The sequence below is a fragment of the Pseudomonas sp. St386 genome (assembly GCF_018325865.1).
Taxonomy (GTDB): domain Bacteria; phylum Pseudomonadota; class Gammaproteobacteria; order Pseudomonadales; family Pseudomonadaceae; genus Aquipseudomonas; species Aquipseudomonas brassicacearum.
The window spans coordinates 211,571-226,119 of record NZ_AP021900.1 but is presented as its reverse complement, the minus strand read 5'-3'; the positions used below and the strand labels follow the sequence as shown (position 1 = coordinate 226,119).

The window sequence follows — 14,549 nt, the reverse complement described above, 5'->3', positions numbered from 1 at the left end:
CTTGTGGGAACGAACCTGTGGGAGCAAGGCTTGCCCGCGATGCAAACACCTCGGTGTAACTGATAGACCGAGGCGATGCCATCGCGGGCAAGCCTTGCTCCCACAAGCTCGCTCCCACAGGAGTTGGACCGTTACCGCTCAAGCCTTACAGCGCACCAAACTCGACCCGAATCGTCAGCGCGCCGGTGTTATCTTTCAAGCCAGACCCGTGCTGCCCGGTCAGGTCATCGTTGATGCACAGTTGCAGTTCCCCTTGCTGGTCGCCCGGAACCTGCCCCAGGTCACCCACCAGGAACGGCTTGCCATCATTGCCCACGCGACCGATCAAGGCGCCTTCGGCGGCACCGGGCAAGGCATAGCTGCTGTAGTCGATGTGCCTCGAACCGCCATTTCCATCGACATTGCCACCCTGCGGACTGGCACACCATCGCCCACTGACATAGCGCACCAGTCGCGGTACCAACCCGTTGACCTGCACGCCAGTGCCCTGCCAGGCGACGTTGGATTGGACCTGCATCGTCACCGCCCGCAGGTCATTGGCCAGCGTATCCCCAGCCTGGAACGACAGCGCCGCAATCGTCAGGCTCGGGTTCGAGGTGCCGGTGCTGGGGAACACGCCATCGCCCACCAGGAACAGGTTCTTGTGGTCCCAACTGCGCTGGTACTTGTCCACCACAGACTTGGTGGGGTCATCGCCCATGCGATAAGTCCCCATCAGGTGGCCGGCGCCCTGGAAGCTGTAGGGCACCTTGTCGTACGTAAAACATCCAGGTCCGATGATGCCCGTCAACTCCTGGGCACCGAGCAGCTCCTCGATGATGCGTGTCGCCAGTACTTTCGCCTGCTGGAAACCCTTCATGGTGTACTCGGACAGGTTGTAGTGGATTTCCGGCCGAGGGATGCCGAGCCGGTCCGTGTATTGGGTCGAGGGCACGATGTAGCATTGCGCGTGGTCGGGATCGTCCTCGACCTGCTCGACCAGGAAACCGATCCGGAACTGGCGGGTGAAGACGTCGTTGAGCTTTTGTACCAACGCCGTTCCGGATAGCAATTTATTGCTCGGGTTGGCGCCGCCATTGTTCTTCCCATCGATAAAGTCAGCGACCGTGGTGTAGGGATCACCGGCCGGCCAGTTCCAACCTTCGTTGCCAATCTCGATACGCCACGCCGCACGATCGCTGCGAAAGGCACCGTCGCGCAGGCTTTCGATGCCGGCCGTCGATAGCGGTCCCCGGTAGGGGAAAATCGCCTTGCCCTCGGGCATCAACCCCCACGCCAGATAAATGGGATGGTCAGCCAGGCCGCGCCCCACTTGCCCGCTGCTGTTGGCCACGCCGGAGTGCAGTAGCAGTTTCGGTGTTTCGATCGCATGGGCGGCGATCACATAACGTTGTCCTATTGCCACGCCGGTTCCAGTGACGGGGCCATCTTCCAACTGATATTGCTTGAACTCGATGCCATTGATATTGCTGTCAGTGCCAACGGTTACTTTGCTGGCCACGGTTCGATAAAGCACGCGGACCTTGCCAGTATTCAACGCTTTGTTCATGGTCACAGTGGCGTCGTACTTGGCCTGGATCGGGCAGATCGGCGTGCAGTTGGTATTGCCGGCGCATACCCGGCGACCGGCATAAGGTTGGGAGTTGCGCCCAGCCGGCGTCGGGCTGACTACCAGCGGCAGGCTATCGAACGTCTGTCCCGTGACAGCCGTGACAAAGCTGCCATCGACCAGCGACAACGGAATGCTGCGCATCGGGAATGCATAACCCTCGGGAAAGGTCATGCCCAGATAACCTTGGTCGGCGACGTTGGCCGACACACCGATTTCCGCTTCCGCCCGGCAATAGGCGCTTTGCAGATCGTCATAACCTATCGGCCAATCCACCCCGACGCCATACTTGGACCGCAGGCGAAAATCGTTCGGCACCATGCGCAGGCAGGTTCCGACCCAATGCCATGTCGTGCCGCCACCCACCCGTTCGTAAGTGCTCGTAAAGGGCATCGGGCCTTTCTGGACCAAGTAGCTGACCGCCGGGTTGTTCCAGTTGCCATTGAGCAGATCGGCAATGGTCGCCCGTGGAGCGTTCAGTTCGGCCGGCCCCTTGAGATGTGGGTCCAGTGTCGTGCTTGGTGGGTAAGGGGACTCAGGGGTTTTCAGCGTCGCGGTATAGAAACGCTCCAGATACTGGGCACGATTGACCGGTATCTCCGGCCCCGATTCGAGTACCAGTACATCAATCCCGGCCATGCTCAACTGATAGGCAATGATGCTACCGGCCAGGCCTGCGCCAACGATCACCACTTCGGCTTGTTCGGTACTCATGACAACGCTCCTTGCTGTCCGTTAGCGGATACGCCGGTCAAATCTTCAAGGCTGGAGGGCGCGCTGTTCCAATACCCAAAAAACGATTCGCTGTAGCCCATCGGGTGAGCCTGGGCGATTTTCCAGGCCCAGCTGTGGATGTAGGCCTGATCGGACACCACCGCTGAATCATCTTTCTTGAAGGGCGCCATATCGAACGGTTGATACCAGACGCCCAACAACCACAGCTTCATGATCGAGCGCGCGGCGAGTACCGTGCGTGGAATCGTCGGTTGCATGTTGAACTTCAGTATCTGCTGGGCGATCTGGTCGGGCGGGAAGTGCTCAGCCACCAGGGTGGCGTATTGAGTCAAGAGCGCGTTGAGCACGTCGGAAGGAACTCGCGCAGTGACATAATCGAGAAAGATCGGCGGCAAACCGACCGGGTCGATCTGAGGTGCCAAACGATCCATCGAGATGCCAATAAGGGCTGATGACAGGCCTACGAAATTATCCAGATTGCTGCTCATTGCTTGGCTCCTTGTCCACTGGTGGACTGTGCGCGTTCGAGCAAATAGGTGAAATCCGCGAAGCTGGTACGCGGCGACTCGGTGACATGGGTGGCCGCATTGCCATGGCAAGCCATGCAACTGGAAGACGCCTGGGGCACGGTGCCCTGGATGTAGGTCTCCAGCGTGGCGTTGGCCAGGAACGAGGGCGCTGGGCTGCCCAGCGGGTTGGCGGCCGATATCTGGCAGTTCTTGGGCGGGTCTGACGGCCACTGGGTACTGATCAGTTGATAGTTCGCCCAGACGCTCTTCGGGTTCACCGTACGCAACAGGCCTTGATACGTAGCGTTCAGTTTTTTGGTGGCCTCGGTGAGCGGCACGTCGCGCACGATCTGCGAGGGCGTCGCCTTGACCGCCGGGTTCCATGGCCGTGGCGGCGGCTGGTTGATGTCGCTTGTGCTGGCTGCGTTGTAGAACAGATAAGGCCCCGTCCGCTGGGCAACGGGCGTGGTTTTTTCCGGCACGTTTTTCACATGCTCAAAGGTTGACCAGACCCATTGCGCCGCACTGGCGGTCTTATGGACCATGTGCAACCCCACCAAACCGACCGGCTCGGACACGCACGACTCCGCGACAATCGGTCCATGGCTCGGGTCGTTGTTGCCCGGGGTGTAGACCAGCGCATCGACGGTGTGAAAGTCCTGTCGGTTGTCGTTGGGACCCAGCACTTTCCACGACGCCTTCACCATCACCGCGCCGACCTGCTTGGTCTCGGTGGAACCACAACTGAACGCCACGGCATTGGTCGGCTTCGCGGCGAAAAACGCCTGCTGTCCTTCAATGCTGTACAGGCCGTTGTCGACGATGCCGTTGAACATCGATTGGTTGACCACGATTTCGTTGCGCGTGTACGTACCGTTCTGGTCCACCAGCGGGCCGCTCTCGAAGGGCTGGATAAATTCATCCAGCACATCGGGCACCTTGCCCATTTGCTGCAACAGGCGACCGGGCTTGAGCGACTTGCACGCTTCGGGCAGGGTCGCCGGGGCATTCCAGGGCAGCGGGGCCTGGCCCTTGGCGCGGAAAATCTGGTAGCTCTCTTTCCAGCTTTCCCACACGGTGGCGCCATCCTGCTTGCCGATGGAGGTGCCGGTATTGGGGTCGCCGTTATCCAGCGCCGGCCAGCTCAGGGCGATGAAGGTCTGCCACGACAGCTCATCGAAATTGGCTTGCAGGCTGACCAGTGAAACGGGCTTGGTCACCGTGACATCGAAGGGTATCTGGGGGGACAACGAGGGGGCGGCGCTGGCGGCCGGGGCCAGCAAGACGCCTAACAATGCACAGCCAAGCGGGCCATGCCGACTGACTTCCACTCTCATACTCATCTCCTTGGCATCAGGCGCCAGGAGATAACACCGGTCCGTCATTGGACTCTCACTGCCTCCTGGCAAGTCAGAGTCTAGGTAGGGTTTGATTCAAGGACAGGTGCAGAAGTAGAACCGATTGAAGCAAACAGAAACGTCGTTATTCAGATTCAGATCGAGGTAATGTCGAGGACGCCATCGCGAGCAGGCTCGCTCCCACAATGGATCTGCGCCACACACAAATCCCCTGTGGGAGCGAGCTTGCTCCGGGCGGCGTTCCGACGATGCTTTTGCTTTTAGAGGTTGGCGACTTTCTGCCAGACCTTCGGCTTGAAGAACAGCGTCTCGCCCTTCGCCAGGCCCACCAGGCTGTCGTGATCCTTCACCACTTCCGCCTCGATCAGCTCGCTCTGGCCTTCCACCTTCAGGGTCACCCGAGTGGTGGCGCCGAGCGGACGGATGTCGCGCACTTCGGCGGCGTGGTGGTCTTCCAGCTCCGAGCGCGACAGCGAAACTTCGTGAGGGCGGAACAGCACATGCCGGTCCTCACCCAAGTGCAGGCGGTTCGAGTCGCCGAGGAAGTGATACACAAAATCGCTGGCCGGGTTTTCGTAGACGTCGCCGGGCGAGCCGATCTGCTCGATCACGCCTTTGTTCATCACCACGATCCGATCGGCGACTTCCATGGCCTCTTCCTGGTCGTGTGTCACGAACACCGAGGTCAGGTTGATGTCCTCGTGCAGCCGCGCCAGCCAGCGGCGCAGTTCCTTGCGGACCTTGGCGTCGAGGGCGCCGAACGGTTCATCCAGCAGCAACACCTTGGGCTCCACCGCCAGGGCGCGGGCCAGGGCGATACGCTGGCGCTGGCCGCCGGACAGCTGCTCCGGGTAACGGTCGGCGAGCCAGTCCAGCTGCACCATGTTCAACAGCTCGTGGACCTTGGTCGCGATCTGGCTTTCGTTCGGGCGCTGGTTCTTGGGCTTCATGCGCAGGCCGAAGGCAACGTTGTCGAACACCGTCATGTGGCGGAACAAGGCGTAGTGCTGGAACACGAAACCGACGTTGCGATCACGCACGTCGTGGCCGGACACGTCCTCGCCGTGGAACACGATGCTGCCTTGGTCCGGGGTTTCGAGGCCGGCGATGATCCGCAGCAGAGTAGTCTTGCCGCAACCCGACGGGCCCAGCAGCGCCACCAGCTCGCCGCTCTGGATATCCAGGCTGATCTCGTCCAGGGCCCTGAACGCGTTGAAATTCTTGCTGACGTTACGGACTTCGATCGACATGACTTATTCCTCCGCGGCGCTGGCGCGCAGGCGGTTGATTCGGTTTTCGCTCCACTGCTTGAGCAGCAGGATGAAGAGCGCCAGGATCAGCAACAGGCTCGCCACAGCGAACGCGGCCACGTGGTTGTATTCGTTGTAGAGGATCTCGACGTGCAGCGGCAGGGTGTTGGTCACCCCGCGAATGTGCCCGGACACCACCGACACCGCGCCGAACTCACCCATGGCCCGGGCGGTGCACAACACTACGCCATAGATCAGGCCCCACTTGATGTTCGGCACGGTGACATGCCAGAACATCTGCCAGCCATTGGCGCCGAGCAGGCGCGCAGCCTCCTCTTCCTGGGTGCCCTGCTCCTGCATCAGCGGGATCAGTTCACGAGCCACGAACGGTACGGTGACGAAGATGGTCGCCAGGACGATGCCCGGCAGCGCAAACACGATCTGGATGTCGTGATCCGACAGCCACGGCCCGAACAAGCCCTGGGCGCCAAACATCAGCACGTAGACCAGGCCCGCGATCACTGGCGACACCGAGAACGGCAGGTCGATCAGCGTCACCAGCATGCTCTTGCCGCGGAATGAATATTTGCTCACGCACCACGCGGCACTGACGCCGAACACCAGGTTCAGCGGCACCGAGATCAGCACCGCAACCACCGTGAGCTTCAACGCCGACAGTGCGTCGGGTTCAAAGATCGCGGTGAAGAACGCCCCCAGCCCGAGCTTCAGGCCCTGGGACACCACGATGAACAGCGGTAACAGCAGAAACAGCGCAAAAATCAGCCAGCCGAGGCCGATCAACACGCGCCGCGACGTTGCACTGCCGCGGCGAGCGGCATTGGTGGAGGCCGCGGAAATAGACGATTGGGACATGTTCGCACCTCCTTATGGGGTTTCGATGCGCCGCTGCAGCAGGTTGATCAGCAGCAACAGGACGAAGGAAACCACCAGCATCAGCACGCCGATGGAGGTGGCCCCGGTGTAGTCGTATTGGTCGAGCTTGACCATGATCAGCAGCGGCAGGATCTCGGTTTTCATCGGCATGTTGCCGGCGATGAAAATCACCGAACCGTACTCGCCCACGCCACGGGCAAAGGCCAGGGCGAAGCCGGTCAACCAGGCCGGCAACAACGCCGGCACGAGGATGTGGCGGAACACCTGCCATGGCTTGGCGCCGAGGCAGGCAGCGGCTTCTTCGACTTCACGGGGAATATCGGCCAGCACCGGCTGCACCGTGCGCACCACGAACGGCAACGTCACGAAGGTCAGCGCCAGGGTGATGCCCAGCGGCGTATAGGCGATCTTGAAGCCCAGGTCAGTGGCGAACTGGCCGACCAGGCCGGTCGGCGCATACAACGCCGTCAGGGCAATACCGGCCACGGCGGTGGGCAGGGCGAACGGCAGGTCGATCATCGCGTCGATGATCTTGCGACCGGGGAAGGTGTAGCGCACCAGTACCCAGGCCAGCAACGTACCGATCACGCCGTTGATGATGGCGGCGTACAGCGCGGTGCCGAAACTGAGTTTCAGGGCCGCCAGCACACGCGGCGCCGAAATGATCGCCCAGAACTGTTCCCAGGTGAGCTGGGCGGCATGCACGAACATCGCCGCCAGGGGTATGAGCACAATCAGACTGAGGTACACCAGGGTGTAGCCCAGCGTCAGCCCGAAGCCGGGTATGACGGGGGATATGCGACGCGACATAAAGGTCCTTGGTTAAAAACACTAAACATGGAAGCAAGACTGGGTGGGAGCAAGGCTTGCCCGCGATAGAGGCGACTCGGTTTCTGAAGGACCGCATCGCATCCATCGCGGGCAAGCCTTGCTCCCACAAAATCCCCTCGCCACAAATTCGGTGTCCGGATTTAGCTTTGTTTCAGCTTACTGCGCCTGATAGATCTGGTCGAACACGCCACCATCGTTGAAGAATTTCGGTTGGGCGCTTTTCCAGCCGCCGAAGTCCTTGTCGATGGTCACCAGGTCCAGTTTCGGGAACTGCCGGGCGTACTTGGCGGCCACATCCTTGTCCCGTGGACGATAGAAATTTTTCGCGGCGATTTCCTGGCCGGCCGGGCTGTACAAGTGCTTGAGGTAGGCTTCGGCGATCTCCAGGTTGCCCTTTTTCTCGGCGTTCTTGTCCACCACCGCCACAGGCGGTTCGGCGAGGATCGACAGCGACGGCACGACGATGTCGAACTTGTCCGCACCACCGTCCTCTTTCAACGCCAGGAAGGCTTCGTTTTCCCAGGCCAGCAATACGTCGCCCTGACCGTTGTTGACGAAGGTAATGGTCGAGCCACGGGCACCGGTGTCGAGGATCGGCACGTGCTTGAACAGTGCCTGCACGTATTCCTTGGCCTTGGCTTCGTCACCCCCGTTGGCCTTCAGGCCATAGGCCCAGGCGGCGAGGAAGTTCCAGCGCGCACCGCCGGAGGTCTTCGGGTTCGGGGTGATGACCGACACGTCGTTCTTGATCAGGTCGCCCCAATCCTTGATGCCCTTGGGGTTGCCCTTGCGCACCAGGAACACGATGGTGGACGTGTAGGGCGTGCTGGCTTCCGGCAGGCGTGTTTGCCAGTCCGCTGGCAGGGATTTGCCCAGCTTGGCGATTTCATCGATGTCACCAGCCAGGGCCAGAGTCACCACGTCGGCCCGCAGACCATCGATCACCGCCCGGCCTTGCTTGCCCGAACCACCGTGGGACTGCTGGATCTTCACGCTGTCGTCCGGGTGCGCTTTCTTCCAGAAACTGGCGAATTCGGCGTTGTAATCCTGGTAAAGCTCACGCGTCGGGTCGTAGGACACGTTGAGCAGCTCGTAATCCTTGGCGACGGCGGAACCTGCAAAAACAGCACTGGCCAGCGCGGCCAGGGCATAACGACGAATGGACGACATGGTGAAAGCTCCTGGAATTCTGGTTTTCTTATGGCTTCTGGAAATTCGTTTGGCTTGTAGAAAAAGATCGCAGCCTTCGGCAGCTCCTACACTCAGCCCCCCGTAGGCACCGCCGAAGGCTGCGATCTTTTGTCTTTCTTCAAGACGGCTTATGACTCGGCTGCTGCAGCCGGAATTTTTCCTTGCGTTCGATCTGAACCACCTGCGCGTTGTGCACGGTGATTTCCACCGCCCCAAAACGCAGATCGCGCAATGCGCTCTGGATCTCGCGCAAGATGGTTGCTTCGTCCTGGCCGTCAACGCTACGTAGAGATGCGCTCATGCTGCTGCTCCTTTGAATGAATGCCTGGCAGTGGGCGGCACTGCTTGCGGCGTGGGAGCAATACTAGATAAGTGCGGATATTCTTAAAAAGACTATTTAAGAATTTTTATATAACCAAAATTACATAAAGTAGCCGACGCCCTACGGCAGGGGTGATTGGGGGCTTTTCCCTGCCAAACCCTCGGATATTTCCTTCAAAACGCCGGGCTGTTCATGAACTAGGCAGCGCTCTATGGCGCGGATAACCTCTGTTCGTCATCGCAAAAAACGGTGACACGGACGTGCAAGTCCGGCGGAGGACACAATTGTCGATGGCTATTCATCGGGCATTTTTTTATGCTCGCGAGTCGTTATGGCAGCTGTGTATGGGAGATCTTCGGGTCTGCCGGGTACTCCGACCGGTCTTGCACACCTATGCATAGCTGCCACCTCTCTCGACTGTGCAAGCGAAGCGGTGTTGGCTCCTGAAAACTTCGGAGTACAACTATGTTCAAGCCATCACCTAATCCGCCGCAAAACGGCCACAAATCCCGCGTCCAAGCGCAGGAAGAAAAAAAGCTCGATGACGCCGCCACCCGCGCCCTCGACTACTACCTCAACCCCAAGCCCGCCTCACCGCCTGAACCCGACAGCACCAAGCTGTTCATCGTCGCCCCTCACATCGACACCGAAACCCTGCTCGCCAACGCCTCCGAAGACCTGCTCTCCATCAGCACCATCGCCGCCGATCTGGCTGACGACGTGGATGACTCACGCCGCTGCGTCGCTCTGGCGATCAGCCGCATGGCCGATGGGGTGCAGTTGTTGGTCGAGCGGGCGTTGGATCATCTGGAAACCAAGGAGATGGCGGCACACAGCGCCAAGGGATAGCGCCTACATAGAGGCAAGCTGAGCCGGCGCCATCGCGAGCAAGCTCGCTCCCACAGGGGAATTGGGTTGTCGCGGATACCACAGTCAACCCAAAACAACTGTGGGAGCGAGCTTGCTCGCGATAGCGCAGTGTCAGGCAACAATGATGCAAGCTGAACCGACGCCTTCGCGAGCAAGCTCGCTCCCACAGGGGAAACGCGGTCTCACCCAGAGCCAGGTCGGCTACTAGGCCGCCTCGCGGTGGACGTTGATCTCGGGCGCCCCGTTAACCACGATGGCCGAACGCAGGCATTGTGGAGTGGGCCCACGGAGCAATGCCGGAGTGAGGGCACACCGAGCCCAAGCGAGGTGCCGAGTGGTGGGGCAAAAGCGTTTTGCTTACTTTTGCGCTTTTCAAAAGTGAGCCGCCGTCAGGGCGGAACCCTAAGCCGCCGTTACCGCAGCAACGGATATGCACTCGACCAACATCAATACCCCTGACGATCAAGCAATAACCGGCACCCGATCCCAATCCAACAGCGCCGCCGCCACGGGCCGGCCAAACCAGTAACCCTGCCCCAGCTCACAAGCCTGGCCAAGCAAAAAAGCCGCCTGCTCACGCTGCTCGATGCCCTCGGCGTGCACCTGCATACCCATGCTGTGGGCCAGGGCAATGATCACCCGGACGATCGCCGCATCATCCTCATCCCACGGCAACCCCGCGACAAAACCCTGATCGATCTTCAGCTTCTGCACCGGCAAACGCTTGAGCCGCAGCAGCGACGAATAGCCCGTGCCAAAATCGTCGATGGCCAGGCGCACGCCCAACTCCCGCAGGCGATGCATCTGCTCCAGCGCCACCTCCGGATCTTCCATCACCGCGCTTTCCGTCACTTCCAGTTCCAGGCAACCCGGATCCAGGCCCGTGTCGTGCAACACCTGGGCGACTTGGTCATACAACTCGCGACGGGCAAACAACCGACTCGATACGTTGACGGCGACAAACGACAGCGCCACGCCGGCCTGCTGCCACTGACACATCTGCCGGCAGGCCTGGTCCATGACCCAGGCATCGACCTGGGCAATCAGGCCGGTACGTTCAGCGATGGGAATGAACTCGGCCGGCGACACCAGCCCCCGCGTGGGATGCTCCCATCGCACCAGCGCCTCGACACCGATCAGACGACTGGTCGCCAGCTCGTGGACCGGCTGGTAGTGAACGCGCAACTCCTGTTGCTGCAGCGCGCGCCGCAATTCGAAGGCAATCTCGACCCGCTGCTGAGCGTGGGCCGTGAGTTCTTCGGTGTACAAGGCATAGCCGTCGCGTCCGGCGTTCTTGGCCTTGAACAACGCCGAATCGGCATTGCGCAGCAGTTGCCCGGCGCTCAGGGCATCGCCGGGAAACAGGCTGATGCCGATGCTGGCATTGATGAACAATGCGTGGTCATCGAACCGCAGGGGCTCTTTCAAGGCATCGAGGATGCGCCGGGCCAACGCCGCTGCCTGGCCTGGCTGCGAGCAGTTTTCCACCAGCACCGCAAATTCGTCGCCCCCGAGCCGGGCCAGGGTCACCCCTGGCGCAAAAAGCCCGCGAAACCGCTCGGCCACGCCTTTGAGCAATTCATCGCCCACGTTGTGACCCAGGCTGTCATTGATGTTCTTGAAGTGATCCAGGTCCAGCAGCAACAGGGCACAGCCACGCTTGTGCAATTGCGCTGACGCCAGGGCCTGCTCGGTGCGATCGGAAAACAGCAGGCGGTTGGGCAAGCCGGTCAACGGGTCGTGATGGGCAAGGTAAGCCAGTTCATGCTCGGAATCCTTGATGGCGCTGATGTCGGAAAACACCGCGACATAATGGCTGACCTCGCCGCTGTCGTCGCGAATGACGCGGATCGTCTGCCATTGCGGGTAGATCTCACCGCTTTTACGCCGATTCCAGATCTCGCCGCTCCATTCGCCCTGGCTGTTCAGGGAAGCAAACATGTCGCGATAGAACTCCGGCCCGTGGCGACCGGACTTGAACAGGCTGGGGCGCTGGCCCAGCACTTCGTCCCGCACATAACCGGTGATCGCGATGAAGGCCCGGTTCACGTGCACGATCAGGCCGTTGCGGTCGGTCACCAACACCCCTTCGCGGGTGCAATCGAAGACGGCGGCAGCCTGGCGCAGGCGCTCTCGATCGGCGCCGTGCTCGCCCTTGGCGAAAAATCGCGAGATCCGCGCCCGCGCCAGGAAGACCAACCCGGCGCTGAACAGAGCCCAGGCATAGCCGTTGATCAGTAGCCAGCGTTGTCTGTCGGCGAATTGATCGAAGAAACTGGTCGATAAATAACCAGTCAGTTGCAGCCAGATGACTGACAGCACAAGATAAAGCAGCGCTACGCGCATGGCACTGCGTTGATAGACAGTCATTCGGCCATCCATGTCCCTACAAAGAGGTGGATTATAGAGGAAGAAACATCCAGCCACTCTTATCTGAAAGGCCGACTGGTTTTATCTGTAGGGCCGGTGATAATGCAACGGCTGTTTCTATCTTTATGAGGGCCCTACAGCCTATGTGGTACGAAGGTTTTCTTGGCTTGTCGGCCTGGTCACTGGTGGCAGTCACCCTGCTGATGACCCACGTCACGATCATTGCCGTCACGGTCTACCTGCACCGTTATTCGGCGCACCGCTCCCTGGAGCTCAATGCGGGTCTCAAACATTTCTTCCGTTTCTGGCTGTGGCTGACCACGGCACAGAACACCCGCGAGTGGACCGCCATCCACCGCAAGCACCACGCCAAATGCGAAACCGTCGACGACCCCCACAGCCCGGTCATAAAAGGCTTGTCCACCGTGCTGCGCAAAGGCGCCGAGCTGTATCGCGCCGAGGCGGAAAATCCGGAAACCCTGCGCATCTACGGCAAGAACTGCCCCGACGACTGGATCGAGCGCAACCTCTACAGCCGCTTCCCGCTGCTGGGCGTGGCGATCATGGGCATTATCGACCTGCTGCTGTTCGGCACCATCGGCATCACCATCTGGGCCATCCAGATGATGTGGATTCCCGTGTGGGCTGCCGGCGTGGTCAATGGCCTGGGCCATGCCGTGGGCTACCGCAACTTCGAATGCCGCGACGCGGCGACCAACCTGGTGCCCTGGGGCATCCTGATCGGCGGCGAAGAACTGCACAACAACCACCACACCTACCCCAACTCGGCCAAGCTGTCGGTACGCAAATGGGAGTTCGACCTGGGCTGGGCCTGGATCCGGGTGTTCAGTTTCCTGCGCCTGGCCAAGGTCCAGCGGGTTGCGCCGATCGCCCACCGGGTCGAAGGCAAGGGCCACCTGGACATGGACACGGCCATGGCGATTCTCAACAACCGTTTCCAGATCATGGCGCAGTACCGCCGGCTGGTCATCGCGCCGCTGGTCAAGCAGGAACTGGAAAAGGTCGATCACTCGGTGCGTCATCAGTTCCACCGGGCCAAACGCCTGCTGTCGCGTGAAACCAGCCTGCTGGACGACCGTCACCACGTGCGCATCCAGAACATGCTCGAACACAGCCAGGCGCTGAAGGTGATCTACGAGAAACGCCTGGCCTTGCAGCAGATCTGGGTCAAGACCAGCAGCAACGGCCACGACATGCTCGCCGCCATCAAGGAATGGGTCCACGAGGCCGAGGCCAGCGGCATCCAGTCCCTGCGGGACTTCGCCGACCAGCTCAAGACCTACTCGCTACGGCCTGCCACGGCCCTGTAGGAGCTGCCGAAGGCTGCGATCTTTCGATCTTTCGCTTGAGATTCAAGCGTCAGGGGAAAGATCGAAGCCTAGCTCCGCTCGACAGCTCCTACAGGCCCAGCGGGGGCAATCTCTGGCCACAAGTTCAGCCCCCATAAACTGACCGGCTAAATCCCCCGCCCTTCGTCGCCTGAAAAGGAACTTCGCCCCAAATCCCCTATCTCAAAGAGCACTTCGCCATCCAGGCGGGTTTTGGAGAAAGCGCGTGCGAACCAACAGCAGTGCATGCTCTTTGAGATTTGTACCGATGGTCGACAAGAACCTACAGGATTACTCCCTACCTCATTGGCCCGAGGCAGCCCAGACGCTCATGGCGCTGATGCATGCCCAGGGTGAAGTGGCGCGCCTGAGCGAGCGTGAGCAGCTGTTCAGCTCGTTGCTGGTCAGCGTCAATGCCGTGCTGTGGGCGTTCAACTGGGAAACCCGCCAAGTGCTGTATGTCAGCCCCGCCTACGAGCGGATCTTCGGCCGCCCCGCCGGCCTGGTCCTGGCTGACTTCAACGAATGGCGCGACGCAATCTACCCCGACGACCTGGAATACGCCGAACGCAGCCTGGCCGAAGTATTGGTCAAAGGCGCCGTCGAAGACCGTGAATACCGCATCATCGCCGGCAACGGCCAGATCCGCTGGCTGAGCGACAAATGCTTCATCAACCGCAAGGCCGAGCCAGGGCAACCGGTGATTGTGGTGGGCATTGCCGAAGACATCACCGAAAAGAAGCTGCTGGAAAGCGAACTCCAGCGCCTGGCGACCACCGACGTGCTGACCCAAAGCAGCAATCGCCGGCATTTCTTCGAATGCGCCCACCGTGAATTCGAGCAGGCACGGCTACAAGGCATGCCCATGGCGTTCCTGTTGCTCGACATCGATGACTTCAAGGTGATCAACGACACCTACGGCCACCAGGAAGGCGATACCGTGTTGCAGAGAATCGCCGAAAGCGGGCGGTCCGTGCTCCGGCGCGGTGACCTGTTCGGGCGGATCGGCGGCGAAGAGTTCGCCGCGGTGTTCCCCGGCTGCGCCCCGGACATGGCGCTGCAAGTGGCCGAGCGGTTGCAACGGGAGATCCAGCGCCTGGCCTTCCGCAGCGGGGAACGGGGCTTCGGTATTACCGTCAGCCAGGGCCTGACCGGCATCACGGCCGACGACCAGAGCCTCGACAGCCTGTTCGCCCGCGCCGACGCGGCCATGTACGAAGCCAAGCGCCAGGGCAAGAACCGCATCATCGCGGCTTGAGTG

The 14,549-nt window shown here is 60.7% G+C and carries 12 protein-coding genes; 3 read left to right on the top strand and 9 right to left on the bottom strand.

Going from position 1 to position 14,549, the window contains the following annotated elements:
* Window positions 1–145: 145 nt before the first annotated feature.
* The 8 genes from KI235_RS01045 to oscA form a co-directional block, all read right to left on the bottom strand.
* The gene (locus KI235_RS01045) at window positions 146–2,323 is read right to left on the bottom strand and encodes a GMC family oxidoreductase (protein ID WP_003196512.1); all 2,178 of its coding nucleotides are present in this window, start codon (window positions 2,321–2,323) and stop codon (window positions 146–148) included.
* A complete protein-coding gene (locus tag KI235_RS01040; RefSeq protein WP_212795439.1) occupies window positions 2,320–2,832 on the bottom strand; it encodes a sorbitol dehydrogenase in 513 nt (170 codons plus the stop codon). The genes KI235_RS01045 and KI235_RS01040 overlap by 4 nt, the downstream gene beginning before the upstream one ends.
* Window positions 2,829–4,190 (bottom strand): hypothetical protein, encoded by a 1,362-nt coding sequence (locus tag KI235_RS01035; protein ID WP_003196508.1) that lies wholly within the window; start codon window positions 4,188–4,190, stop codon window positions 2,829–2,831. The genes KI235_RS01040 and KI235_RS01035 overlap by 4 nt, the downstream gene beginning before the upstream one ends.
* 281 nt (window positions 4,191–4,471) lie before the next feature.
* Window positions 4,472–5,461 carry a sulfate ABC transporter ATP-binding protein gene (locus KI235_RS01030; RefSeq protein ID WP_003196507.1) on the bottom strand — a complete coding sequence of 330 codons (990 nt, stop codon included), beginning with the start codon at window positions 5,459–5,461 and terminating at the stop codon, window positions 4,472–4,474.
* A gap of 3 nt (window positions 5,462–5,464) precedes the next feature.
* Window positions 5,465–6,334 (bottom strand): sulfate ABC transporter permease subunit CysW, encoded by an 870-nt coding sequence (gene cysW, locus KI235_RS01025; protein WP_003196505.1) that lies wholly within the window; start codon window positions 6,332–6,334, stop codon window positions 5,465–5,467.
* A 12-nt stretch (window positions 6,335–6,346) separates the two neighbouring features.
* Window positions 6,347–7,165 carry a sulfate ABC transporter permease subunit CysT gene (gene cysT, locus KI235_RS01020; protein WP_013692011.1) on the bottom strand — a complete coding sequence of 273 codons (819 nt, stop codon included), beginning with the start codon at window positions 7,163–7,165 and terminating at the stop codon, window positions 6,347–6,349.
* Between the two features lie 177 nt (window positions 7,166–7,342).
* Window positions 7,343–8,356, bottom strand: coding sequence for a sulfate ABC transporter substrate-binding protein (locus KI235_RS01015; RefSeq protein WP_003196501.1), 1,014 nt, complete (start codon window positions 8,354–8,356; stop codon window positions 7,343–7,345).
* A gap of 139 nt (window positions 8,357–8,495) precedes the next feature.
* The gene (gene oscA, locus KI235_RS01010) at window positions 8,496–8,678 is read right to left on the bottom strand and encodes a sulfur starvation response protein OscA (RefSeq protein ID WP_003186967.1); all 183 of its coding nucleotides are present in this window, start codon (window positions 8,676–8,678) and stop codon (window positions 8,496–8,498) included.
* 486 nt (window positions 8,679–9,164) lie between these two features.
* Here oscA and KI235_RS01005 point away from each other — a divergent pair, with 486 nt between their 5' ends.
* Window positions 9,165–9,548, top strand: coding sequence for a DUF6124 family protein (locus KI235_RS01005; RefSeq protein ID WP_013692010.1), 384 nt, complete (start codon window positions 9,165–9,167; stop codon window positions 9,546–9,548).
* Between the two features lie 483 nt (window positions 9,549–10,031).
* Here KI235_RS01005 and dibA read toward each other — a convergent pair whose 3' ends face one another.
* On the bottom strand, window positions 10,032–11,939 hold the full coding sequence (dibA, locus tag KI235_RS01000) for a phosphodiesterase DibA (protein ID WP_003196496.1): 1,908 nt from the start codon (window positions 11,937–11,939) through the stop codon (window positions 10,032–10,034).
* Between the two features lie 143 nt (window positions 11,940–12,082).
* Between dibA and desA the strand changes: the two genes are divergently transcribed.
* Together desA and KI235_RS00990 are read left to right on the top strand one after the other, a co-directional pair.
* Entirely contained in the window at window positions 12,083–13,270 is a 1,188-nt protein-coding gene (gene desA, locus KI235_RS00995; RefSeq protein ID WP_057450586.1) for a delta-9 fatty acid desaturase DesA, read from the top strand.
* A gap of 286 nt (window positions 13,271–13,556) precedes the next feature.
* On the top strand, window positions 13,557–14,546 hold the full coding sequence (locus KI235_RS00990) for a sensor domain-containing diguanylate cyclase (RefSeq protein WP_027912073.1): 990 nt from the start codon (window positions 13,557–13,559) through the stop codon (window positions 14,544–14,546).
* Window positions 14,547–14,549: the final 3 nt, after the last annotated feature.